Genomic DNA, 21,577 nt, shown 5'->3' with positions numbered 1-21,577 from the left:
CTCCCTCGCCACAGAGGATTTAACCGGTTGCTTCTACGGTGCCAATGAAATTCGCCAGCTCCGCCGTCTGTGGATTGGCGAACAGCACTTTCGGATCCCCCACTTCATGCACCTTGCCCAGATGCATGAACACCAACTTGTCCCCAACCTCCCGGGCAAAGCGCATTTCGTGGGTGACCATGATCAGTGTCATGCCTTCCCTGGCCAGTTGCCGGACCACGCTCAACACTTCATTGACCAGCTCCGGGTCCAGTGCCGAGGTGATTTCATCGCACAACAGCACTTTCGGCGACATCGCCAGGGCACGGGCAATCGCCACGCGCTGTTGCTGCCCACCGGACAGTCGATCGGGGAAGGCGTCGAATTTCTCGCCCAGTCCTACGCGCTCCAGCATCTGCCGCGCCAGTTCGGCGGCCTTGGCTTTCGGTACTTTCTGCACCACTTGCGGCGCGAGCATCACGTTCTCGCCCACCGTCAGGTGTGGGAACAGGTTGAACTGCTGGAACACCATGCCGACTTTTTGCCGCAGGCTGCGCAGGTCCGCGCGGGCGGCGTCGAGGTATTCGCCGTCGACTTCGATGACGCCGTCGTTGATCGACTCCAGTCCGTTGAGGGTGCGCAGCAGGGTCGATTTGCCCGAGCCGCTGCGCCCGATGATTGCCACCACCTGGCCTTCCTCGACACTCAGGTCGATGCCTTTGAGTACATGGTGATCGCCGTAATATTTATGCAAGGCGGAAATTCTAAGCAGAGGCATGCAGTCTCCTTTCCAGGTAGCGCGCGCTGAGGGACAAGGGGTAGCAGAGCAAGAAGTAGCCGAGGGCGACGAGGCCGTAGACCATGAAGGGTTCAAACGTCGCGTTGGCGAGCATGCCGCCGGTTTTGGTCAGCTCGGTGAAGCCGATGATCGAGGTCACGGCGGTGCCTTTGACCACCTGCACCGAGAAGCCCACGGTCGGCGCCACGGCGATGCGCAGCGCCTGCGGCAGAATCACATAGCGCAACTGTTCCAGAGGGCTCAGTGCCAGGCTCGACGAGGCTTCCCACTGGCCGTTGGGAATCGAATCGACGCAACCGCGCCAGATCTCTGCCAGGTAAGCGCTGGTGAACAGGGTCAACGCCAGCGCTGCCGCCGCCCACGGCGAAATTTCCACCCCGGCCAACGCCACGCCGAAGAACACCAGAAACAGTTGCATCAACAGCGGCGTGCCCTGGAACAGTTCGATGTAGGTGCGGGCGAAGTTGCGTGGCAGGGGATTGTCCGAGATACGCATCACCATGATCAGCAGCCCGATCAAGCCGCCACCGATAAACGCCACCAGCGACAGCGCCAGGGTCCATTGCAGGCCCGTGAGCAGGTTGCGCACGATGTCCAGGAAGGTGAAATCGCTCATCGGCTGCTCCTTGCTACGAATCGGTGACCGATCCAGTTGAGCAACTGGCGGATCAACAGGGCCATGCACAGGTAGATCAGCGTGGTCAGGGCGTAGGTTTCAAAGGCGCGGAAGTTGCGCGATTGAATGAAGTTGGCGGCGAAGCTCAGCTCTTCGGTGGCGATCTGCGAACACACGGCAGAGCCGAGCATGACGATGATGATCTGGCTGCTCAGGGCCGGCCAGACCTTGCTCAGGGCCGGCAGCAGCACTACGTGACGGAACGCTTCGAAGCGCGTCATCGCCAATGCCGCCGCAGCTTCCAGTTGACCGCGGGGGATCGCCTGGACGCCGGCGCGGATGATCTCGGTGGAGTACGCGCCCAGATTGATCACCATCGCCAGCACGGCGGCCTGCCATTCGGAAATCTGCAGGCCCAGCGAGGGCAGGCCGAAGAAGATGAAAAACAACTGCACCAGGAATGGCGTGTTGCGGATCAACTCGACATAGACGCCGAAAATCCCGGCGAACGGACGGATGTTCCACGCCCGCACCAAGGCTCCCACGATGCCGACACTCACACCGAGCACCGCGCCAATGGCCGTCAGCTCAAGGGTGAACAAGGCCCCGCGCAGCAGCAGATCGGTGTTTTGCACCGCCGGCAGGAAATCGAACTGATAAGCCATAAAGGGGCTCCTGCGCGCAGAGTCAGAGGTCGGCCGGCAGCGGTTCTTTGAGCCAGGTCAGGGCGTTCTTCTCCAGAGCGCCGTCGCCCTTGGCGGTGACGAGGATCTGGTTGACCTTGTCCAGCAGCGCCGGCTCGTTCTTGTTGACGCCCACGTAGACCGGCGAATCTTTGAGCTTCACTTTCAGCGCCGGCACGCGTTTCGGGCTCTTCTCGCTGATCGCCACCATCACCACGTTGCCGCTGGCGATCAGGTCGACCTGACCGGCCAGGTAGGCGGCGATGGTCGAGTTGTTGTCTTCGAAACGCTTGATGGTCACGCCTTCGGGGGCGACCTTGGTCAGTTCGATGTCTTCGATGGCGCCACGGGTGACGCTGATGGTTTTGCCCTTGAGGTCATCCAGGCTCTTGACGTTGGCGTCTGGCGGACCGAACACGGCGAGGTAGAACGGCGCGTAGGCACGGGAGAAGTCGATGACTTTTTCACGCTCAGGGTTCTTGCCGAGGCTGGAGATCACCAGATCCACCTTGCCGGTGGTCAGGAACGGAATGCGATTGGTGCTGTTGACCGGCGTCAGCTCAAGTTTGACCTTGAGCTGGTCGGCCAGCAATTTGGCGGTATCGATATCCAGGCCGCGCGGCTTCATGTCCGGGCCGACCGAGCCGAAGGGCGGAAAGTCCTGAGGCACGGCGACTTTAAGGACGCCGCGCTTGAGCACATCCTCCAGGCCGTCGGCGTGGGCGGGTGCCTGGCTCAGCATCAGACTGGCAAACAGGGCAGCGAGGAGGGCGCTGTATCGCTGGATCATGGCAAATCTCCGAATCGGCGAGGAGTAAATTCTGCGATTCGACAGAGCACGGGGCATGCCAACATGGGGTTTCTCGGGTCCAAGGCCGCGGTTTTGCTGGCTTCGCAAGGTCTTACTGGTCTGAACAGTCAGGTGTTGTTTCGCACCTCCATAGCGCACCTGAGAAAATCGCCGAACCCCCATGGGGCACGACTTGCCGGGCGCCGCGAATAGCTTTACAACTAGCCGCTCATTGGCCTGGTTCGTCTGGAAAACCATGAATTCGATCTCCCGCGCCGTACCTGAAGTGGCGCTGCAAGCCATCCGCAAACTGATCACCGAACAGGGTTTCGGTCCGGGCGATGCCTTGCCCTCGCAAAGGGACCTGGCGCTGCAATTGGGGGTCAGTCGAGCGTCGCTGCGCGAGGCGTTGTCATCGCTCAGTGCGCTGGGGGTTATCAGCATCCAGCCCGGTAAAGGCGTGTTCGTGCAGTCGCCCGTGGAGCTGCCGCGAGGCGAGGGCGCACCGGGCTGGCCGTTCGCGGCGCAGGCTTCGCCGCTGGATATCTTTCAATTGCGCTATGCACTGGAAGGTTTTGCGGCGGGGCTCGCCGCCGTGACCTTGAGCACCGATGAGCTTGATGCGCTGGAAGACAATGTCGCCGCCATGCGCGTTGAGCTGAAGTCCGGCGACTTCGAGGCGGCTGCGCGCCTGGACTTCGACTTCCACCGGCGCATTCTGCTCGCCAGTGGCAACCAGGCGATGCTGAGCATCCTGACCGCCAGCGCCGACATCTTCCTGGAAAGCCAGAAGCTACCGTTCATCCGGGCCGAGCGGGCCATGGAAACCTGGCAGGAGCACCGTAAAATCCTGCGGGCGCTGGCCCGGCGTGCCTCTGGGGCCGCGCAGAAAGCCATGCATGAGCATGTGCGCAATGCCGCCCTGCGCACCGGAATCGCTTTCGTCGCTCCCGCCGCGACCTGACTTGGGCTATACCCAAACTCATGCACCACCATAGCGAGACTCAATCAACTGCGGCTTCCTGAACGTGGGAAGGGCAGCTATGATGGGCCACGTTTTTTTGCTTACAACCCTGGAGAATTCCATGAGCAGCGATCTTATCAAACACGTTAGCGACGCTAGCTTCGAGGCCGACGTACTCAAGGCTGAAGGCGCTGTACTGGTCGATTACTGGGCTGAATGGTGCGGCCCTTGCAAAATGATCGCTCCTGTTCTGGACGAAATTGCCGAAACTTACAAAGGCAAGCTGACCGTTGCCAAACTGAACATCGACGAAAACCAGGAAACCCCGGCCAAGCATGGCGTGCGTGGTATCCCGACCCTGATGCTGTTCAAGAACGGCAACGTTGAAGCGACCAAGGTCGGTGCGCTGTCGAAGTCGCAGCTGGCGGCCTTCCTCGACGCCAACATCTAAGCGTCGTTGTAGCGTGCCATGAAAAAGCCCCGCAAATAGCGGGGCTTTTTCGTTATAAGGGGCTAGACGCTCCGAAACTCAGGTGTTACATTCGGCCCCGCACTGGTTTCTCCAGTGCCCCCTGCTAGCCGTCGCCGACGCTCTCCTTTTCGAATAAGTACGCGATCCTGTCGCCTTCTCCGCGGCGCGGCCTCATTAAGCCAAAAGCTTAATTTCCCCCCTCCATAAATGATTACGTCATTCCTATATGAATCTGACTGAACTCAAGCAAAAGCCGATTACCGAACTGCTCGAATTGGCCGAACAGATGGGCATAGAAAATATGGCCCGTTCGCGCAAGCAGGACGTGATTTTCTCCCTGCTGAAAAAGCACGCGAAAAGCGGCGAGGAAATCTCCGGTGATGGCGTGCTGGAGATTCTCCAGGACGGCTTCGGCTTCCTCCGCTCTGCAGACGCCTCCTATCTCGCCGGTCCTGACGATATCTACGTCTCGCCGAGCCAGATCCGTCGCTTCAACTTGCGCACCGGTGACACCATCGTTGGCAAGATCCGTCCTCCGAAGGAAGGCGAGCGTTATTTCGCGCTGCTCAAGGTCGACACGATCAACTTCGACCGTCCGGAAAACGCGAAAAACAAGATTCTCTTCGAGAACCTGACCCCGCTGTTCCCGACCGTGCGCATGAAGATGGAAGCCGGCAACGGTTCCACCGAAGACTTGACCGGTCGTGTCATCGACCTGTGCGCCCCGATCGGCAAAGGCCAGCGCGGTCTGATCGTTGCACCGCCGAAAGCCGGTAAAACGATCATGCTGCAAAACATCGCGGCCAACATCGCCCGTAACAACCCTGAAGTTCATCTGATCGTGTTGCTGATCGATGAACGTCCGGAAGAAGTAACCGAAATGCAGCGCACCGTGCGCGGCGAAGTGGTTGCCTCGACGTTCGACGAGCCGCCAACCCGCCACGTGCAGGTTGCCGAAATGGTGATCGAGAAGGCCAAGCGCCTGGTCGAACACAAGAAAGACGTGGTGATCCTGCTCGACTCCATCACCCGTCTGGCCCGTGCCTACAACACCGTGATCCCGAGCTCCGGCAAGGTATTGACCGGTGGTGTCGATGCCCACGCCCTGGAGAAACCGAAACGTTTCTTCGGTGCAGCGCGGAACATCGAAGAAGGCGGCTCGCTGACCATCATCGCCACCGCACTGGTTGAAACCGGTTCGAAGATGGACGAAGTGATTTACGAGGAATTCAAAGGCACCGGCAACATGGAACTGCCTCTGGATCGTCGTATCGCTGAAAAACGCGTCTTCCCGGCGATCAACATCAACCGTTCCGGCACCCGCCGCGAAGAGTTGCTGACCGCTGACGACGAGTTGCAGCGCATGTGGATCCTGCGCAAGCTGCTGCATCCGATGGATGAAGTGGCTGCCATCGAGTTCCTGGTCGACAAGCTGAAAACGACCAAGACCAACGATGAGTTCTTCCTGTCGATGAAGCGCAAGTAACAAGAAAGCTGTTTAAAAAGAAGCGCCCCGAAAGGGCGCTTTTTTTGTGCCGGTCTATTTGTATCTGGATTGAAATCTGTGCTGTTGATAACGTGCGCCCTTTCCTTGGACTATGTATCCGAAAATGAGAAAGGGCTTTTATGCACACGTTTGGCAATCGCCGTGATATCGACGGATTACGGGCACTGGCGGTTATTCCCGTCGTACTTTTTCATTTCGGATTCAATACATTCAGTGGTGGCTTTGTCGGCGTCGACGTATTTTTCGTCATTTCCGGCTTCCTGATCACCACCATCCTGTTCCGTGAAATCAGTGCACAGCGTTTCAGCTTCATTGATTTCTGGGCGCGTCGTGCCCGTCGTATCATTCCTGCCCTGACCGTGGTCATGTTGGTCACGCTGGCGCTGGGCTGGCTGCTGCTGACGGCCAAGGACTTTTCCGAGCTGGGACGAACAGTGCGCTATCAATCGCTGTTCATCTCCAACATTCTGTTCATGCGTGAGGACGGCTACTTCCAGCCCGCCTCCGAGCTGAAGCCGCTGCTGCATACCTGGTCGCTGGCCGTGGAAGAGCAGTACTACATTTTCTTCCCGTTGCTGATGGCAGCCCTGATCCGTTATGTCCGCCACTGGCGCTGGATGTTGCTCGCCGTGCTGCTGATCTCGTTCGGCTTGAATATTCATTCCATCGAGCAAAAGCCGGAATTCACGTTCTTTTCGCTGCCGACCCGGGCCTGGGAGTTGCTCTGCGGAGCCATGCTGGCTGTGATGCCGGCGCCCAAGCAGGCGGTGCGTGCGTGGGTGTATCAGGTTGTCGGCCTCGCCGGGCTGGTCGCGGTGCTGGTTGCGGTGTTCACTTTTGACAAATCCACTGTATTTCCGGGCTGGGCCGCCCTGTTGCCGGTGCTGGGCACGACTGCGCTGATCTGGTCAGGTGCGCAAGGCGCGAGCTGGACCGCGCGGTTGTTGAGCCTGCGTGCGCTGGTCTGGGTCGGCCTGCTCTCTTACTCGCTGTACCTGTGGCACTGGCCGGTCTATGTCTACGCCAACGCCATTTCCATCGACGGCATTCAGCCGCTGGAGGCGATCGGCTGGATCGCGCTGTCGCTGGGGCTGGCGTGGTTGAGCCTGCGCTATGTCGAGTTGCCATTCCGGGAGAAGCGTCTGCTCGCCAGTCGTAACGCGGTATTGACCGGGGCTGTTGCTGTCATCGTGGTGCTGGCGACGACGGGGACGGCGATCAATTCAGCTGACGGCCTTCCCCAGCGCTTGACCGGCAAGGCGCTGGAATATGCCCAGGCCCAGGAATGGCGGGCCGGACAGTTGAATTGCATGCTGGTCACCCAGGACAAGTCGCTGGACAAGGCTTGTCTGGTCGGTGACAACAAGGATATCCCGGCCACACAAATGTTTTGGGGCGACAGCCACGCCGCGGCATTGCTGCCGGCCATCGAACGCAACGCCCGTCGCGAAGGGCGCCCGATCTGGCTGTTCAGCATGAGTGCCTGCTCGCCGGTACTCAGTAATGATCAGCGCCAGCGTTGTATAGACTTCAACGAACAGACCATGGAAAAAGTGCGCAGTCTCGGGATAAAGGATGTGGTGCTGGCGTCCAATTGGAGCCTGAACGTATATGGTCGTGAAGACGGCGACAAAAAAGTATTGCTCAACTCCAATGACACTACCGCTCAGGCCGAGCAACGTATGGCTGCTGCGCTGAAGGCGCGCGTGGCCGCGTTGCGAGAGGCAGGGGTGCAAGTCTGGCTGTTCAAGGACGTACCACTGCAAAGCAAAGGCAGTGTCAACCGCCTCACTAGCCTGGCTCGGATCGGGCGTTCGGCCGAGGGGCTCGGTCGTCCGCTCGAAGAACATCTGACACGACAGCATTTCATCAATGCCTTGTTCGATTCCATGAGTGCTGCCGATCCAGGGGTGCACGTGATCGACCCTACGCCAATGATGTGCACCAGTAGAATTTGCAGCATCGAGGTCGACGGCCGCTCGCAATACCGGGACGAGGATCACTTGTCAGATGTGGGAGGCGCCAGGTTGAGTCCGTTGTTTGCGCCGCTGCTGCTGGGTGCGAGCCACAATTGAGCGATGCCGGGCACTGACGGGCTGCTGTTTGACCGTCAGAGCAGGTAGGATGTACGCCTATTTTAGGGGTGCCATCTTCAATGAAATTCAAGGATCTTCGGGATTTCGTGCAGCAGCTTGAGCAGCGCGGAGAGTTGAAACGCATCCAGATCCCCGTCTCTCCTGTGCTGGAGATGACCGAGGTCTGTGACCGTACGCTGCGTGCCAAAGGCCCGGCGCTGTTGTTCGAAAAGCCAACCGGTTACGACATACCGGTGCTCGGCAACCTGTTCGGTACGCCTGAGCGGGTAGCCATGGGCATGGGCGCCGAATCGGTCAGCGAACTGCGCGAGATTGGCAAGCTGTTGGCGTTCCTCAAGGAGCCCGAGCCGCCGAAGGGGCTGAAAGATGCCTGGTCCAAGTTGCCGATCTTCCGCAAGATCATCTCGATGGCGCCCAAGGTCGTCAAAGATGCGATCTGCCAGGAAGTGGTCATTGAAGGTGACGACGTCGACCTTGCCATGTTGCCGGTGCAGACCTGCTGGCCTGGGGATGTCGCCCCGCTGATCACCTGGGGCCTGACCGTCACCAAAGGCCCGAACAAGGATCGGCAGAACCTCGGCATCTACCGCCAGCAAGTGATTGGCCGCAATAAGGTCATCATGCGCTGGCTGAGCCACCGCGGCGGCGCCCTGGATTACCGTGAGTGGTGCGAGAAGCATCCGGGCCAGCCGTTCCCGGTGGCCGTGGCGCTGGGCGCCGATCCCGCGACCATCCTCGGCGCCGTGACCCCGGTGCCCGATACCCTCTCCGAATACGCCTTCGCCGGCCTGCTGCGTGGTAACCGCACCGAACTGGTGAAGTGCCGTGGCAATGACCTGCAAGTGCCGGCCACGGCCGAAATCATCCTTGAAGGCGTGATCCATCCAGGCGAGATGGCGGACGAAGGTCCGTACGGCGACCACACCGGTTACTACAACGAAGTCGACAGCTTCCCGGTGTTTACGGTCGAGCGCATTACCCACCGCATCAAGCCGATCTACCACAGCACCTACACCGGGCGTCCACCGGATGAGCCGGCGATTCTCGGGGTGGCGCTGAACGAAGTGTTCGTGCCGATCCTGCAGAAGCAGTTCCCGGAGATCACCGATTTCTACCTGCCGCCCGAAGGTTGCTCGTATCGCATGGCCGTCGTGACCATGAAAAAGTCGTATCCGGGCCATGCCAAGCGGGTAATGCTCGGCGTCTGGTCGTTTTTGCGACAGTTCATGTACACCAAGTTCGTTATCGTCACTGACGACGATATCAACGCACGGGACTGGAACGACGTGATCTGGGCCATCACCACGCGCATGGACCCCAAGCGCGACACGGTGATGATCGAAAACACGCCGATCGACTACCTCGACTTTGCCTCTCCGGTGTCCGGTCTGGGCTCGAAGATGGGGCTCGATGCCACGCATAAATGGCCGGGCGAAACCACGCGGGAGTGGGGTCGGGTCATCGTCAAGGACGAAGCCGTGACCAAGCGGATCGATGCCATCTGGAATCAGTTAGGAATAGATTGATGCGTGTAACTTTGCAGCCCTCCGGAGCGGTGCTGGATATCCTGCCCGGCGAGCGGATTCTCGATGGCGCACGCCGTCTGGGCTATGAATGCCCGCAAAGCTGTCGTAACGGTAATTGCCACGTGTGTGCCGCGCTGCTGGTGGAGGGGCGTATCGAACAGGCCGGCGGTGTGCGCGACCATGGTGAGTTCTACACTTGCATAGCAGAGCCGCTGGAAGACTGCATCGTGCTGTGGGATGGCGTGCTCTCGCTGGGAGAGTTGCCGGTGCGCAGTCTGTCGTGTCAGGTCACCAGTTGCACCGACGTCGGCGGTGATACCTGGCGGGTACGGCTGCGGGCGCCGGCCGGCAAACCGCCGCGTTATCACGCGGGGCAGTATCTGATGATTCACCGGGACAACGGCGAAAAGTCGTCGTTTTCCCTGGCCTCGGCCCCATCAGGTGGGCGCGATCTGGAAATCCACGTGCTGGCGCGCGAAGCCAGTGCGCTGAACCTGATCAAACAATTGCAACGCGAAACGATGGTGCGGATCGACATGCCGTTCGGCGACACGCACCTGGCCGAGTTGCCAGACGGTCCTCTGGTACTGATCGCCGCAGGTACCGGCATGGGTCAGGTCCACGGTCTGATCGAACATTGCCGTGCCACGGGATTCAAACATCCCGTACACCTGTATTGGGGTGTGCGCCGTCCGGACGATTTTTATCAAATCGAACATTGGGACGAGTGGCTGAAGTTGCCCAATCTGTTCCTGCATAAAGTCGTCAGCGATCAGTGCGGATGGCAGGGGCGTTGCGGCATGTTGCATGAAGCCGTTCGCGAGGACTTCCCGGATCTCAAGGCACTGCACGTGTATGCCAGTGGTTCGCCGGCGATGGTCTACGGCACGCTGGATGCGCTGGTCGAGGCGGGGATGGACGCCCACCAGATGCGAGCCGACGTATTTGCGTACGCGCCGCGCTCTTGAGCCGCGATCTTGATCCGCGCTCTTGATTGCCACCCGGCAGGCCCTTTCTAGAAGCGTATGCCCGTCGTCACCATGGCCGCGTTGGCGCCGAGGAACACCAACTCGGCGGCCAGCGGGCCGTAGTGCGCGCCAACGGATGGAATGATCACCGGCGCAATGCCGAAGTGGTTGAGTGGAATCTTGTCCTTGTACCGGCCGCTGTAGCCCTCGAGCAGCCCGCCGGTCAATTTCAGATACACCGGATAGTCGGCACTCTCATAGCGTTTGCCGGCATAGGCATAGTTGGAGCGCTGGCTGAACGAGTTGCGAAAAGTTGCTCCACCAAATACCCAGCCAGACGCTTCATTGCGTTCAATGCCAATCAGATCCTGATTGTTATTGTGGTCGGGATCAGGTGAGTAATGTCGGGTGTAGATGCTGGTCTGTGCATACCAGAAGCCTTTGTCCTGTTGTGCATCATCCGCTGCCAGAACATGGCCAGCCTGGACCATCAACAACATGGCAAAAAGCCCCGGTTTTCTCATCATCCAGCCTCTGTTAAACGGTATGGCTTACGCCTGAGGGGGCGTTATACGTGTACGCCTGGCAACGGGGAAGGCAGAAAATCCGAGAGTTTAGTAGGAAATTTCCTGCGCATTATGAACCTGCCCTGAACAGGCCGAATGCCTATGCATATGTCATTCAGGTATTTAAGCCATTTCCAAAATGGTATTAGGCTATATAAAACGAGGTGGCTGCAGTGATAGCCGGTATTTAGGGGCATCACGAGTGTCATACATCCCTTAGCACTTTTCGTTTTACAGTTACTGCTATATGTTCTATGTAACGAAATTTGCTGCATCTTGTAATACTTGTGGGGCCGAACACTTCCGCCATGACAGCCATTGAATCGACTTTTCTGAATCTGGCTTACCCTCCGCGGCTCGATCTGGGGCCGCAGCTCACTCACGAACAATTGCTCAGCTCGATGCAGTCGACCATGGCACGCCACAAGGGCGGCCCGGTCTGGTTGTTCGCGTATGGGTCTCTGATCTGGCGTCCCGAATGCACGGCGGTTGAGCGGGTTCGCGGGCGGGTGCATGGCTACCATCGCGGTTTGTACCTGTGGTCCCACGAACATCGCGGCACGCCGGAAATGCCCGGCCTGGTGTTTGGTCTGGATCGCGGCGGCTCTTGCAGTGGATTTGCCTACCGATTGCCGGAAGAGCAACTGGAGGCTTCGCTGTACGCGCTCTGGAAACGGGAAATGCCCTTTCCGTCCTATCGCCCGCACTGGCTTAATTGCCGACTTGAAGACGGCAGCCAGGTTCAGGCGTTGGGATTCGTTCTGGAGCGGCACCTGCCCAGCTATGCCGGTAACTTGCCGGATCACGTGCTCAGTCATGTGTTTGAAAACGCTTGCGGGCGCTACGGCACTACTCGCGATTATGTCGAGCAGACCGCCCACGCCCTGCGTAGCCACGCCATGCCGGACCGGAATCTGGAAGCGCGGCTCAAACGCTGCAAGTCAAAGTCCGATCAGACGGATGCGCCGCCGATGTGAAAGGGCGCAGGAAACATTACCTGCGCGCCCGCTTCGTGGCTTAGAGCTACGAACGAACAGGCCAGAACAACCTCGTCAGTTGTTCCGGCCTTTTTTGGTCTCTGGCGAAGGCTCAGCGAACCTGCACCACCACTTTCCCGACGGCCTTGCGCTGGCCGAGGTCATTGATGGCCTGTGCGGCGTTGCTCAGCGGGTAGACCTGCGATACCAGTGGCTTCAACTTGCCTTCGGCAAACCAGCCGAACAATTGCTGGAAGTTCGCCGCGTTGTCCTGAGGCTGACGCTGGGCGAACGAGCCCCAGAACACACCAAGCACCGCTGCGCCCTTGAGCAAGGCCAGATTCACCGGCAGTTCAGGGATACGCCCACTGGCAAAGCCAACCACCAGCAGGCGGCCGTTCCAGGCGATGGCGCGGATGGCCTGGTCGAACAGGTCGCCGCCCACCGGATCGTAGATCACGTCGGCGCCCTGGCCATCGGTCAGGCGTTTGATTTCGTCCTTGAGGCTGGTTTCGCTGTAGTTGATCAGTTCATCGGCACCGGCGGCCTTGGCCACGGCGAGTTTTTCCGCGCTGCTGGCGGCGGCGATGACTCGAGCGCCCATGGCTTTGCCGATTTCCACGGCGGCCAGGCCGACACCGCCGGAAGCGCCGAGAACCAGCAGGGTTTCACCCGGTTGCAGGTTGCCCCGTTGCTTGAGCGCATGCATCGAGGTGCCGTAGGTCATGCTGAAGGCGGCGGCAGTATTGAAGTCCATGGAAGGCGGAATCGGCAGCACGTTGTAGCCCGGCACCGCGACCTGTTCGGCGAAACTGCCCCAGCCGGTCAGGGCCATGACCCGGTCACCGACTTTCAGGTGGCTGACCTTTTCGCCTACCGCGCTCACCACGCCGGCGGCCTCGCCACCCGGAGAAAACGGGAAGGGCGGTTTGAACTGGTATTTGCCCTCGATGATCAGCGTGTCCGGGAAATTCACCCCGGCGGCGTGCACGTCCAGCAGTATTTCGTTCTTCTTCGCGACAGGACTGGCGACGTCTTCCAGCACCAGCGATTCGGCAGGGCCGAAGGCTTTGCACAGCACGGCTTTCATCAGGGCTATTCCTTTGGGAGTGATGGCCGATAAGTGTAGGTGTGTGAGTCGATGGGTCAACGAGCATGCCCGGCCCTGATAGTCAGCCATAAGCTTGTGCTTGAGCGGCGGGTCGTTATGCTAGGCCGCAAACCGGATAAGGAGCGAATTGTGAAAGCGTGGATCGTGTTGATGATGGCCCTGTCTCTGCCTGTGGCAGCAGTGGCCGAAGAGGCAAAAGAAGGTGAGGCTCCGAAGGTCAACTACATCACCCTCAGCCCGCCGTTCGTGGGCAACTATGGGTTGGACGGCACGCCGAAGCTCAAGGTCTACAAGGCCGACGTGGCGTTGCGCGTGACCGGTGACGAGGCCACCAAAGCGGTGAAAGCCAATGAACCGCTGATCCGCAATCAACTGGTGGCGCTGTTCGCCCAGCAGACCACCGAGACGATGAACAACGTCGAAGCCAAGGAAAAACTGCGTCAGGAAGCCCTGAAGCAAACCCAGCAAGTCATGAATGACGAAACCGGCAAACCGGTGGTCGAGGATCTGTTGTTCAACAACCTGATCATCCAGTAACGCTGGATCTACAGGCATTGGCTTGAGCAGCGCTTCAGGACGCCAGGCTCTTGCGAAACCGCATCAGCGCGATCGCAAAGAACAGCAGGCCGATGCCGGCGAGCTCGAGCAAGTCCGGCCATACCACGCTCAGCCCGGCGTCGCGAAACAGGATCGCGGCGCCAAGGCTGACGAAATGTGTCGATGGCGACCCCTGCATCACCCATTGCAACCATTGCGGCATGCTGTCGAGCGGCGTGCTGCCACCGGACAGCAGCAGCATCGGAATGATGACCGGAATGGCCAGCAGGCCGAACTGCGGTGTCGAACGGGCCAGGGTCGCGAGGAAAATCCCCAGCGCCGTACTGGCGAACAGATAAACCGCGGTCACCATCAAAAACAGACCCATGGAGCCGGCCAGCGGCACGCCGAGTGCGCCTTTGACGATCACTTCCAGTGAGATCCAGGTGCACACCACGACGACGAGCATGTTGCTCCAGATTTTCGCCAGCATGATCTCCAGCGCTGTCAGCGGCAGCACCAGCAAATGGTCGAGGGTGCCGTGTTCGCGCTCACGCAGCAATGCAGTGCCGGTGAGGATGATCGCGAGGATGGTGATGTTGTTGACGATCTGAATCACGGCCAGGAACCAGCCACCTTCCAGATTCGTGTTGAACAGCGAGCGGGTAGTCAGCAGGATCGGCGCCTGGCTGGCGGGATCGCTTTGACCACTGTAGGTCAGCAATTCGCGCTGGAATATCCGCCCGATGTAGCCGGCCCCCATGAATGCCTGGCTCATGGCCGTGGCATCGACATTCACTTGCACCGCAGGCTGGCGACCGGCCAGCAAATCCGTCTGGAAATTCACCGGCACGTTGATTACAAAGGTGTACCGGCCACTGTCCAGGACCTGATCGAGTTGCCCGTAAGGCAGCGGTTCAGGGCGCTGAAACTCGGGTGGTTGCAGGGCCTGGGCCAGTTGTCGTGACAGGTGGCTGTGATCTTCGTCCACCATCGCCACGCTGGCGTTGTGCACGCCGATCACCGAACCGGCGGCCGGCATGTAGATCGCCACGGTGAAGGCGTAGAACAGAAACACCAGCAATACGCTGTCGTGCCGCAAGCTGGTCAGTTCCTTGATGCCCAGACGCAAGATGTGAGCAAGCTTGTGCATCAGGCCTCCTGCTTTTTCAGCATGATCAGGCTCAGCCCGGTAAACCCGAGAAAAAAACCGAACAGCGCCAGGCATTGCGGCCACAACTGCCGCAGGTCCAGCGCTTTGGTGAAAGTGCCGACGGTGATATCGAGGAAATAGCCCGCCGGAAACAACATCCCCATCACCGCCGCCGCACCCTCAAGAGAAGAGCGCGGCACGATCAGCCCGGAAAACTGGATGGTTGGCAGACTGGTGATGATCATGGTGCCGAGGATGGCGGCGATCTGGGTCCGGGTGAACGCCGAGATCAACAGCCCCATGCTGGTCGTGGCCAATACGTAGAGCAGTCCGCCGAAGGCCAGGGTGAGGCCGCTGCCCTTGAAGGGCACGCCGAACAGCCAGCGGTTCATGGCCGTCAGCACGGCCAGATTGATCAGGCTGATCAGCAGATACGGCGCCTGTTTGCCCAGCAGGAATTCCAGGCGGGTGAGCGGCGTGGCGTAGAAGTTGGTGATCGACCCCAGTTCTTTCTCCCGCACGATCCCCAGGGCCGTCAACATGGCCGGGATGAACGCGAGGATCAGCGCCATCACCCCGGGGCCGATGGCGTTGACGCTGACCACGTCCTGGTTGTAGCGGAATCGGGTTTCCAGTTTGGCCGCCGCGGGGGCCTTCAGTGCGGGGCTGCTCTGTTCGGCCAGTCGCTCCAGATCTGACTGGTGCACCGCTTCCACATAGTTGCGACTGGTCTCGGCACGAAACGGCATGCCCCCATCCAGCCAGGCCGCCACAGTGGGTTGGCGTCCGGCGTACAGGTCGCGACCAAAGCCAGGCGGGATCTCCAATGCGAGTTTGATTTCCGAGCGCTGAAGGCGTCGATGCAGTTCTTTCGTGTCGCGGATCGGGGATTGTTCGGCGAAGTAGCGAGAGCTGCGAAAGGCCTCCAGGTAGGTGCGGCTTTGCGGCGTCTGGTCTTGATCGAACACGGCGAAAGCGAGGTTTTCCACATCCAGCGAAATGCCATAGCCGAAGATCACCATCATGAAAATGGCCCCGAGCAAGGCAAAGGCCATTCGCACTTTGTCGCGCAGCAATTCCTTGCCTTCGCGGGTGGCCACTGCCACCAGTCGCCCGACACTGAAACCGCGCTCTTTCATTGGCTTGGCCGCTGTGACAGGTGCGTCGACCGGGGCTGGCGGAGTCGGTGTCTCGGCCGTTCCTTGAGCCTGTTCCAGACAGGTGACAAACGCAGCCTCCAGGGTTTCGCCGTTGAACTGTCGTTGCAGCGCTGCCGGGGTGTCACAGGCCAGCACCTTGCCGGCGTGCATCAGTGAAATGCGGTCGCAGCGCTGGGCTTCGTTCATGAAGTGGGTGGAGAGGAAAATCGTCACGCCTTGCTCGCGCGACAGTTCGATCAGCAGTCGCCAAAAGTCGTCTCGCGCCGCCGGGTCGACACCGGACGTGGGTTCGTCGAGGATCAGGACTTCCGGTCGATGCAACACTGCGACGGCCAGTGACAGCCGTTGGCGCAAGCCCAACGGCAAGGCGCCGGACTGTTGGTCGGCCACACCGCCCAGGTTGAAGCGCTGGATCAGTTCGTCGATGCGCCGGACGCTATCGGCCTTGGGCAGATCGAACAGGCGGGCGTGCAAGTCCAGGTTTTGCCGCACGCTGAGCTCGCCATACAGCGAGAAGCTCTGGGACATGAAACCGACCCGTTTTCGCGTGGCCAGGTCCTTGGCGTTCACCGGGTTACCCAGCAACGTGGCGCTGCCTTCGCTGGCCGGCATCAGCCCGGTGAGGACTTTCATGGTGGTGGTTTTGCCGCAGCCATTGGAGCCGAGGAAGCCGAAAATTTCGCCGCGACCGATGGCGAAGCTGACCTTGTCCACGGCGGTAAAATCGCCAAAGCGCAGGGTCAGGTCGTGGGCCTCGATGGCAATGTCGGTAGTGGAGCCGGTCCGGGGAGGAATCACCAGCGGCTGGTTGTCGTGGCCACTGTCGCCCTGGAAATGTGTGAACGCCTCGTCGAGTTTGCCGCGGGGCGTGACGGCGGCCAATTCGCTGCTCAGGCCCGTGGCAATCAACCGACCGCCGTCGAGCATCAGGCAATGTTCGAATTGCTCGGCCTCTTCCATGTACGCGGTAGCGACCAGCAGTGTCAGTTGCGGGCGTTGACGCCGCACATCGTCCACCAGTTCCCAGAAGCGCCGCCGGGACAAGGGATCGACGCCTGTGGTCGGTTCGTCGAGGATCAGCAGGTCCGGCTCGTGGATCAGCGCACAGCAGAGCCCGAGCTTCTGCTTCATGCCGCCAGACAGTTTGCCGGCCGGGCGATCGGCAAAGTGCAACAGATCGGTGGCCAGCAGCAAGTTGTGCCTGCGCTGGTCGCATTCGGCTTTTGAAAGGCCGAACAGCGTGGCGAAAAACTGGATGTTCTCGCTGATCGACAATTCAGGATAAAGGTTGCCGCCCAGGCCCTGAGGCATGAAGGCGATACGCGAGTAGAGGCTATTGCGATGGCGACGGTCCTGAATCGAGCCGTCAAGCACGTTCAATTGACCTTGTTGCAGGGTTTTCACGCCTGCGATCAAACCCAGCAAACTCGACTTGCCGGCACCGTCCGGGCCGATCAGGCCGCAGCGTGTGCCGGTGGGCAGGCTGAAACTGATGTCGGTCAGGGCCTGCTGTTTGCCGTAAAGGTGGTTGATGCCAGTGGCTTGCAGCGCCAGGCCAGTCATTGCAGGTTGGCCGGCCAACTGATCGGCGCGGTACGTACATAACCGGCACCGGGCATTCCCGGCTTGGCCTGGGGCAGGGCGCCTGGATCGGTCAGGCGCAGTTTGACCCGGAACACCAGTTTTTGCCGTTCGTCGCGGGTTTCGACTTCCTTGGGGGTGAATTGCGACTTGGCGGCGACGAAGCTGATTTTGGCGGGTTGCGGGTGGTCGGGCAGGGCGTCGAGCAGGATCCGTGCATCATCGCCAACCGCCAGGCGTCCGGTAATGGAAGCTGGAAGGTAGAGGTTCATGTACTGGTCGCTGGGGTCTATCAGCAATAGCACCCGTCCGCCGGCACCCAGCACCTCGCCGGGTTCGGCCATGCGCAACTGGATAACCCCGTCGATGGGGGCTCGCAGGCTGCTGTCATCGATTTCGCTGGTCAACATCGCCACTTGGGCCTGGGCTGCGCCAATCGTCGCGCTGACCGCCGATACCTGGGCTCTGGAAGCGGCGACTGCGGCAACGCCTGTGTCCAGGCGCGCCTGTTGTTGATCGACGACCTGGCTGCTGACGAAACCGTGCTTTATCAGTTCCTGGGAGCGCTTGAGCTCCTGTTGAGCCAGCAGTTGTTCGCTCTGGCGCAGTTGCACGTTGGCCTGGGCGGCGGACAGGTTTTCCCGGGCACGCAGCACCTCGGCTTCAGCCTGGTTGCGCTGGGCTTCGAGGGTGCGGGTATCCATGCGGGCCAGCAGTTGGCCCTTCGTGACCTTGTCGCCTTCATCGACGAACACTTCTGCCAGGCGTCCGGGTGTCTTGCTGGCGATCTGCACTTCGGTGGCTTCAAGGCGGCCGTTGCCGACGTACAAGCCTTCGGGCAGCCGGTCATGCATTGACTTCCAGTAACCGAAACCACCGGCGGCCAACAGCAAAACCATCAACGAACTGGCGAAGAAAATCGAAGAGCGACTGTGGGTAGACATGCGGGCATCCTGCGGCTGTTGCGTCCTAGTCTGGTTGATCGAGCGCCGGGGCGATTTGATACCAGTCAACTGAGGGGCAAGCCTAACCTGATTGGTCAGGCAAAGGAGGACGATCGGCGCCTTCTGCTTTATTTAGCGTAATTCGAGGACGGCCGCCCATTGCTCGGCGGTCACCGGCATTACCGACAATCGACTGCCTTTCTGCACCAGTGGCATTTGCGCCAGTGCGGGCTGCTGTTTCAGGTAATCGAGCTTCAAGACCCTGGGAAACGTCTCGACGTGCGCGACATCAATCGCGCTCCAGGCGTTTTTCTCCGGTGAGGCTTTTGGGTCGAAGTAGTGGCTTTCTGGTTCCAGCGCCGTCGGGTCCGGATAAGCGGCTTCAACGATCTTGCCAATCCCGGCAATCCCCGGCTCGGGGCAGCTGGAATGGTAGAAGAAGAACTCGTCGCCGACCGCCATGGCCCTTAGGAAATTGCGCGCCTGATAGTTGCGAACCCCGTCCCAGCGCGCTTTGCCGAGCTTCTCCAGACCTTTGATCGAGAGTTCGTCGGGCTCGGATTTCATCAGCCAATAGGCCATGGTTTTAGCTCCTTGCGAGGTCATTGGGCGGCTTGTCCGGCCATTTTATGACAAACCGACAGTCGGTTGACGCCAGCATTTGCGTGCCGGTTCACGTTGTCGCAAAATGCCGGCCTTTAGAGCTTGACGCTGCTGCACGGCCTACAAACGGAAACCGCTGCTGTCATCGTGTTGATATGCCTTTGGGGGGCAATCGATGAAACGCAAACCGGATTTACTATGGATTTTGGTTATTTTGTTCGGCCTTGGGGTCGTGACTACCGGCTATGCCCAAAGCCTGTGGACCAACAAGACCGATGCCCCGGTCGAAGTCGTACAGTTGCAACAACAGTCGACCGCTTTCAAACGCTGAACCCGTCTCTCGACGCCGCTGATTCCGGTGGCGTCTAGCCTGCGTAATACCAAGCCTTGTCTGTCACCGTGCCCTGCAACGGTACATCCCAGCTCGCCTGAGCCAGGCGCTCTACCTTCTGGCATTCATGGGCCAGCCCCAGCAGCGTCGGTTTGCGCCAGTCATGCCGGCGCGACAGATAGGCCAGGCTGCGATCATAGAAGCCGCCGCCCATGCCCAGGCGTCCGCCGACATCGTCAAATCCCACCAATGGCAGCAGCACCAGGTCCAGCGCCCAGACTTTGCGTTGTCGGGCGAGGTTGTGCCTGGGTTCGAGAATCCGGAAGCGATTGGGCTTGAGTTTTTCGCCAGGGCGAATGCGCTGGAACACCATTTTGGTGCGCGGCCAGGCGCTGAGCACCGGAAGATAGGTGGCCTTGCCCCGACGCTGGGCGGCACGCAGCAGCAGGCGCGGATCGATTTCACCGTCGGTGGGCAGATAAAGAGAGATGTGTCTGGCGCGGCGAAACAGCGGTTGCTGGGCCAATTGCCTGTACAGTCCGCGAGCGGCCTGGCGCTGCTGACTGGCGGTCAGTGCACGGCGGGCCTTGCGCAGCATGCGTCGAAGTTGCGGGCGGGGAAGCAGCGCAGGTTCGGTCATGGATTCGGGCTTCAGCAGATCGGGTACGTGAAGCGTACCCGTAAAAACGCCGATGCCGGTATTAAAACCGGCATCGGACTGGAATCAGGCTCCCCGGATGAACCGCTGTCGACTTAGCCCTTGAACCCGAAAGTTCAAGGTGGAAGATGCAGTAGGCTTTAAGGCTTTCCGTCTAGCGGACATGCACACCAGCCCAACGTGCAACCTCCAGGGTATAGCAAATCGGCTCAGGGACATCGCCAACTGGCAAGCACCCCAGGGAGTGTTGGGAGTATACCGCAAGCGTCGGCGCGAATCAGCCTTTGGTGACATCCGGATCGGTAGACAGCACCAGATCGACACGATCGAGCAGGTCCCGTACCTGTTCGCGGGTCGAGCTGCTGGCCTGAACATCCGGACGCTCTTCCTTGTGCAGCAGGTCGTGCGTGATGTTTAACGCGGCCATGACAGCGATGCGATCGGCGCCGATGACTTTGCCGCTGCTGCGGATTTCACGCATTTTGCCGTCCAGGTAGCGAGCAGCGCTCACCAGGTTGCTGCGTTCTTCCTGGGGACAGATGATCGAATATTCTTTGTCGAGGATCTGCACGGTGACGCTATTGCTTGAACTCATGAGTCTTGCTCCAGGGCCTTGAGGCGCGAAATCATCGATTCGACCTTACGCCGGGCGATTTCGTTTTTTTCAATGAGGTGAGCGCGTTCCTCGCGCCAGGTCTTTTCCTGAGCTAGTAAGAGTCCGTTTTGGCTCTTAAGTTGCTCGACTCGGGTAATCAGCAGCTCGAGTCTGGCCATCAGCGCTTGCAGGTCGGTGTCTTCCATTGTCTTCACTGTCTGATGGGGGCGAACTGTAGGCGCGAACCTGCTCGCGATGGTCGCCAACGTTACCGCTGGGGCTCTGACACCCCATGGCGTTCTCGGGTTCATCGCGAGCAAGCTCGCTCCTACAGAGGAGTCGATGTAGGATACAAGGCCTTCATTCTAGACATAGCGCCGTCTGGCGCCTAGCTACCCATGCCCATTCAGAATTCCCCGTACCAAGCCTTCGCCACCCTGCTGACTTCCAGCGGTCATCCTGTCTCGCCCGCCGAACTGCACGGCTTGCTGCTCGGCCGCAGCTGCGCCGGCGCTGGTTTTGATGCCGAAGGCTGGCTGATCGATGCCGCCGAGCTGCTGGAAACCGAGCCGCAGGAAAACGTCCGCAATGCCTTGATCGGCCTGCAGGAAATGGTCAAGGGCGAACTCACTGGCGACGACGTGACCGTCGTTCTGCTGCTGCCCACCGATGACGCCCCCCTTGCCGAACGTGCCGCGGCACTGGGTCAATGGTGTCAGGGCTTCCTCAGCGGTTTCGGCCTGAACTGCCGCGATAGCAGCATGCTGAGCACCGAGGCCACCGAAGTGTTACAGGATCTGGCGGCGATTTCCCAGGTCCAGGACGCTCTGGAAGAGTCCGACGACGGCGAAAACGACTATATGGAAGTCATGGAGTACCTGCGCGTTGCGCCGCTGCTGCTGTTCTCCGAAACCCGGAAGGCGGACGCACCTGCTGCCGCCAAGCCGTCGCTGCACTGATC

23 protein-coding genes and 1 other RNA gene are annotated in these 21,577 nt (G+C 60.0%); 10 read left to right on the top strand and 14 right to left on the bottom strand.

Annotated features, from left to right (window positions below; genetic code table 11):
• Window positions 1-19 precede the first annotated feature (19 nt).
• Genes ACGJAX_RS05120 through ACGJAX_RS05105 form a run of 4 tightly spaced genes read right to left on the bottom strand, consistent with a single transcriptional unit; the run spans window position 20 to window position 2,867 of the window.
• Window positions 20-757 (bottom strand): amino acid ABC transporter ATP-binding protein, encoded by a 738-nt coding sequence (locus ACGJAX_RS05120; RefSeq protein WP_090326459.1) that lies wholly within the window; start codon window positions 755-757, stop codon window positions 20-22.
• Window positions 744-1,394: an amino acid ABC transporter permease gene (locus tag ACGJAX_RS05115; RefSeq protein ID WP_090326456.1), complete on the bottom strand. Its 651-nt coding sequence runs from the start codon at window positions 1,392-1,394 to the stop codon at window positions 744-746. Before ACGJAX_RS05115 ends, ACGJAX_RS05120 begins: the two co-directional genes overlap by 14 nt.
• Window positions 1,391-2,059 carry an ABC transporter permease subunit gene (locus ACGJAX_RS05110; RefSeq protein ID WP_390957680.1) on the bottom strand — a complete coding sequence of 223 codons (669 nt, stop codon included), beginning with the start codon at window positions 2,057-2,059 and terminating at the stop codon, window positions 1,391-1,393. The genes ACGJAX_RS05115 and ACGJAX_RS05110 overlap by 4 nt, the downstream gene beginning before the upstream one ends.
• A 22-nt stretch (window positions 2,060-2,081) precedes the next feature.
• On the bottom strand, window positions 2,082-2,867 hold the full coding sequence (locus ACGJAX_RS05105) for a transporter substrate-binding domain-containing protein (protein WP_047534861.1): 786 nt from the start codon (window positions 2,865-2,867) through the stop codon (window positions 2,082-2,084).
• Window positions 2,868-3,123: 256 nt separating this feature from the next.
• On the opposite strand from ACGJAX_RS05105, the gene ACGJAX_RS05100 reads away from it, so the two are divergent.
• The 6 genes from ACGJAX_RS05100 (at window position 3,124) to ACGJAX_RS05075 (ending at window position 10,400) form a co-directional block, all read left to right on the top strand.
• On the top strand, window positions 3,124-3,831 hold the full coding sequence (locus ACGJAX_RS05100) for a FadR/GntR family transcriptional regulator (RefSeq protein WP_247254377.1): 708 nt from the start codon (window positions 3,124-3,126) through the stop codon (window positions 3,829-3,831).
• A 121-nt stretch (window positions 3,832-3,952) separates the two neighbouring features.
• Window positions 3,953-4,282: a thioredoxin TrxA gene (gene trxA, locus ACGJAX_RS05095; protein ID WP_003206727.1), complete on the top strand. Its 330-nt coding sequence runs from the start codon at window positions 3,953-3,955 to the stop codon at window positions 4,280-4,282.
• A 247-nt stretch (window positions 4,283-4,529) separates the two neighbouring features.
• Window positions 4,530-5,789: a transcription termination factor Rho gene (gene rho, locus ACGJAX_RS05090; protein WP_003206716.1), complete on the top strand. Its 1,260-nt coding sequence runs from the start codon at window positions 4,530-4,532 to the stop codon at window positions 5,787-5,789.
• 140 nt (window positions 5,790-5,929) lie between these two features.
• A complete protein-coding gene (locus ACGJAX_RS05085) occupies window positions 5,930-7,885 on the top strand; it encodes an SGNH hydrolase domain-containing protein (RefSeq protein WP_390957677.1) in 1,956 nt (651 codons plus the stop codon).
• A gap of 80 nt (window positions 7,886-7,965) precedes the next feature.
• Window positions 7,966-9,432 (top strand): 4-hydroxy-3-polyprenylbenzoate decarboxylase, encoded by a 1,467-nt coding sequence (gene ubiD, locus ACGJAX_RS05080; RefSeq protein WP_090326443.1) that lies wholly within the window; start codon window positions 7,966-7,968, stop codon window positions 9,430-9,432.
• Window positions 9,432-10,400 carry a 2Fe-2S iron-sulfur cluster-binding protein gene (locus ACGJAX_RS05075; RefSeq protein WP_390957675.1) on the top strand — a complete coding sequence of 323 codons (969 nt, stop codon included), beginning with the start codon at window positions 9,432-9,434 and terminating at the stop codon, window positions 10,398-10,400. The genes ubiD and ACGJAX_RS05075 overlap by 1 nt, the downstream gene beginning before the upstream one ends.
• 47 nt (window positions 10,401-10,447) lie before the next feature.
• Here the strand turns inward: ACGJAX_RS05075 and ACGJAX_RS05070 are convergent, their stop codons facing one another.
• On the bottom strand, window positions 10,448-10,924 hold the full coding sequence (locus ACGJAX_RS05070) for a sn-glycerol-3-phosphate transporter (protein WP_390959808.1): 477 nt from the start codon (window positions 10,922-10,924) through the stop codon (window positions 10,448-10,450).
• Window positions 10,925-11,274: 350 nt separating this feature from the next.
• Between ACGJAX_RS05070 and ACGJAX_RS05065 the strand changes: the two genes are divergently transcribed.
• Window positions 11,275-11,943, top strand: a complete 669-nt coding sequence (locus ACGJAX_RS05065) for a gamma-glutamylcyclotransferase (RefSeq protein WP_390957673.1) — start codon at window positions 11,275-11,277, stop codon at window positions 11,941-11,943.
• 112 nt (window positions 11,944-12,055) lie between these two features.
• Here the strand turns inward: ACGJAX_RS05065 and ACGJAX_RS05060 are convergent, their stop codons facing one another.
• Window positions 12,056-13,033: an NADPH:quinone oxidoreductase family protein gene (locus tag ACGJAX_RS05060; protein WP_247254381.1), complete on the bottom strand. Its 978-nt coding sequence runs from the start codon at window positions 13,031-13,033 to the stop codon at window positions 12,056-12,058.
• A gap of 150 nt (window positions 13,034-13,183) precedes the next feature.
• On the opposite strand from ACGJAX_RS05060, the gene ACGJAX_RS05055 reads away from it, so the two are divergent.
• Complete coding sequence (locus tag ACGJAX_RS05055) at window positions 13,184-13,591, top strand: flagellar basal body-associated protein FliL (protein ID WP_247254382.1); 408 nt, start codon at window positions 13,184-13,186, stop codon at window positions 13,589-13,591.
• A 34-nt stretch (window positions 13,592-13,625) separates the two neighbouring features.
• On the opposite strand, the gene ACGJAX_RS05050 is transcribed toward ACGJAX_RS05055, so the two are convergent.
• The 4 genes from ACGJAX_RS05050 to ACGJAX_RS05035 form a co-directional block, all read right to left on the bottom strand.
• Complete coding sequence (locus ACGJAX_RS05050; RefSeq protein WP_390957671.1) at window positions 13,626-14,744, bottom strand: ABC transporter permease; 1,119 nt, start codon at window positions 14,742-14,744, stop codon at window positions 13,626-13,628.
• Window positions 14,744-17,467 (bottom strand): ribosome-associated ATPase/putative transporter RbbA, encoded by a 2,724-nt coding sequence (gene rbbA, locus ACGJAX_RS05045; RefSeq protein ID WP_390957669.1) that lies wholly within the window; start codon window positions 17,465-17,467, stop codon window positions 14,744-14,746. The genes ACGJAX_RS05050 and rbbA overlap by 1 nt, the downstream gene beginning before the upstream one ends.
• Complete coding sequence (locus ACGJAX_RS05040; protein WP_247254384.1) at window positions 17,464-18,429, bottom strand: HlyD family secretion protein; 966 nt, start codon at window positions 18,427-18,429, stop codon at window positions 17,464-17,466. Before ACGJAX_RS05040 ends, rbbA begins: the two co-directional genes overlap by 4 nt.
• Before the next feature lie 132 nt (window positions 18,430-18,561).
• Window positions 18,562-19,011, bottom strand: coding sequence for an EVE domain-containing protein (locus ACGJAX_RS05035; protein WP_247254385.1), 450 nt, complete (start codon window positions 19,009-19,011; stop codon window positions 18,562-18,564).
• A 196-nt stretch (window positions 19,012-19,207) separates the two neighbouring features.
• Between ACGJAX_RS05035 and ACGJAX_RS05030 the strand changes: the two genes are divergently transcribed.
• Window positions 19,208-19,363, top strand: a complete 156-nt coding sequence (locus tag ACGJAX_RS05030) for a hypothetical protein (RefSeq protein ID WP_390957666.1) — start codon at window positions 19,208-19,210, stop codon at window positions 19,361-19,363.
• A 34-nt stretch (window positions 19,364-19,397) separates the two neighbouring features.
• Here the strand turns inward: ACGJAX_RS05030 and ACGJAX_RS05025 are convergent, their stop codons facing one another.
• The 4 genes from ACGJAX_RS05025 to ACGJAX_RS05010 form a co-directional block, all read right to left on the bottom strand.
• Entirely contained in the window at window positions 19,398-20,003 is a 606-nt protein-coding gene (locus ACGJAX_RS05025; RefSeq protein WP_247254386.1) for a 5-formyltetrahydrofolate cyclo-ligase, read from the bottom strand.
• 86 nt (window positions 20,004-20,089) lie between these two features.
• Window positions 20,090-20,268, bottom strand: a non-coding RNA gene (gene ssrS, locus ACGJAX_RS05020) — 6S RNA.
• Between the two features lie 30 nt (window positions 20,269-20,298).
• Complete coding sequence (locus tag ACGJAX_RS05015) at window positions 20,299-20,616, bottom strand: cell division protein ZapA (protein WP_090326411.1); 318 nt, start codon at window positions 20,614-20,616, stop codon at window positions 20,299-20,301.
• Window positions 20,613-20,822, bottom strand: coding sequence for a TIGR02449 family protein (locus tag ACGJAX_RS05010; protein ID WP_007982902.1), 210 nt, complete (start codon window positions 20,820-20,822; stop codon window positions 20,613-20,615). The genes ACGJAX_RS05015 and ACGJAX_RS05010 overlap by 4 nt, the downstream gene beginning before the upstream one ends.
• A gap of 192 nt (window positions 20,823-21,014) precedes the next feature.
• On the opposite strand from ACGJAX_RS05010, the gene ACGJAX_RS05005 reads away from it, so the two are divergent.
• Window positions 21,015-21,575, top strand: coding sequence for a YecA family protein (locus tag ACGJAX_RS05005; RefSeq protein ID WP_090326407.1), 561 nt, complete (start codon window positions 21,015-21,017; stop codon window positions 21,573-21,575).
• Window positions 21,576-21,577 lie beyond the last annotated feature (2 nt).

It is taken from the genome of Pseudomonas moorei (genome assembly GCF_042846945.1).
GTDB classification, from domain to species: Bacteria; Pseudomonadota; Gammaproteobacteria; order Pseudomonadales; family Pseudomonadaceae; genus Aquipseudomonas; species Aquipseudomonas moorei.
Note: the sequence above shows the minus strand (reverse complement) of the source record. Positions and strands in the feature narration are given on the sequence as shown.

What these genes read in the sequence shown, in the direction of transcription:
- ACGJAX_RS05120 (WP_090326459.1), bottom strand. Translation starts at nt 757, where the DNA reads ATGCCTCTGCTTAGAATTTCCGCCTTGCATAAATATTACGGCGATCAC.
- ACGJAX_RS05115 (WP_090326456.1), bottom strand. Translation starts at nt 1,394, where the DNA reads ATGAGCGATTTCACCTTCCTGGACATCGTGCGCAACCTGCTCACGGGC.
- ACGJAX_RS05110 (WP_390957680.1), bottom strand. Translation starts at nt 2,059, where the DNA reads ATGGCTTATCAGTTCGATTTCCTGCCGGCGGTGCAAAACACCGATCTG.
- ACGJAX_RS05105 (WP_047534861.1), bottom strand. Translation starts at nt 2,867, where the DNA reads ATGATCCAGCGATACAGCGCCCTCCTCGCTGCCCTGTTTGCCAGTCTG.
- ACGJAX_RS05100 (WP_247254377.1), top strand. Translation starts at nt 3,124, where the DNA reads ATGAATTCGATCTCCCGCGCCGTACCTGAAGTGGCGCTGCAAGCCATC.
- trxA (WP_003206727.1), top strand. Translation starts at nt 3,953, where the DNA reads ATGAGCAGCGATCTTATCAAACACGTTAGCGACGCTAGCTTCGAGGCC.
- rho (WP_003206716.1), top strand. Translation starts at nt 4,530, where the DNA reads ATGAATCTGACTGAACTCAAGCAAAAGCCGATTACCGAACTGCTCGAA.
- ACGJAX_RS05085 (WP_390957677.1), top strand. Translation starts at nt 5,930, where the DNA reads ATGCACACGTTTGGCAATCGCCGTGATATCGACGGATTACGGGCACTG.
- ubiD (WP_090326443.1), top strand. Translation starts at nt 7,966, where the DNA reads ATGAAATTCAAGGATCTTCGGGATTTCGTGCAGCAGCTTGAGCAGCGC.
- ACGJAX_RS05075 (WP_390957675.1), top strand. Translation starts at nt 9,432, where the DNA reads ATGCGTGTAACTTTGCAGCCCTCCGGAGCGGTGCTGGATATCCTGCCC.
- ACGJAX_RS05070 (WP_390959808.1), bottom strand. Translation starts at nt 10,924, where the DNA reads ATGAGAAAACCGGGGCTTTTTGCCATGTTGTTGATGGTCCAGGCTGGC.
- ACGJAX_RS05065 (WP_390957673.1), top strand. Translation starts at nt 11,275, where the DNA reads ATGACAGCCATTGAATCGACTTTTCTGAATCTGGCTTACCCTCCGCGG.
- ACGJAX_RS05060 (WP_247254381.1), bottom strand. Translation starts at nt 13,033, where the DNA reads ATGAAAGCCGTGCTGTGCAAAGCCTTCGGCCCTGCCGAATCGCTGGTG.
- ACGJAX_RS05050 (WP_390957671.1), bottom strand. Translation starts at nt 14,744, where the DNA reads ATGCACAAGCTTGCTCACATCTTGCGTCTGGGCATCAAGGAACTGACC.
- rbbA (WP_390957669.1), bottom strand. Translation starts at nt 17,467, where the DNA reads ATGACTGGCCTGGCGCTGCAAGCCACTGGCATCAACCACCTTTACGGC.
- ACGJAX_RS05040 (WP_247254384.1), bottom strand. Translation starts at nt 18,429, where the DNA reads ATGTCTACCCACAGTCGCTCTTCGATTTTCTTCGCCAGTTCGTTGATG.
- ACGJAX_RS05035 (WP_247254385.1), bottom strand. Translation starts at nt 19,011, where the DNA reads ATGGCCTATTGGCTGATGAAATCCGAGCCCGACGAACTCTCGATCAAA.
- ACGJAX_RS05030 (WP_390957666.1), top strand. Translation starts at nt 19,208, where the DNA reads ATGAAACGCAAACCGGATTTACTATGGATTTTGGTTATTTTGTTCGGC.
- ACGJAX_RS05025 (WP_247254386.1), bottom strand. Translation starts at nt 20,003, where the DNA reads ATGACCGAACCTGCGCTGCTTCCCCGCCCGCAACTTCGACGCATGCTG.
- ACGJAX_RS05015 (WP_090326411.1), bottom strand. Translation starts at nt 20,616, where the DNA reads ATGAGTTCAAGCAATAGCGTCACCGTGCAGATCCTCGACAAAGAATAT.
- ACGJAX_RS05010 (WP_007982902.1), bottom strand. Translation starts at nt 20,822, where the DNA reads ATGGAAGACACCGACCTGCAAGCGCTGATGGCCAGACTCGAGCTGCTG.
- ACGJAX_RS05005 (WP_090326407.1), top strand. Translation starts at nt 21,015, where the DNA reads ATGCCCATTCAGAATTCCCCGTACCAAGCCTTCGCCACCCTGCTGACT.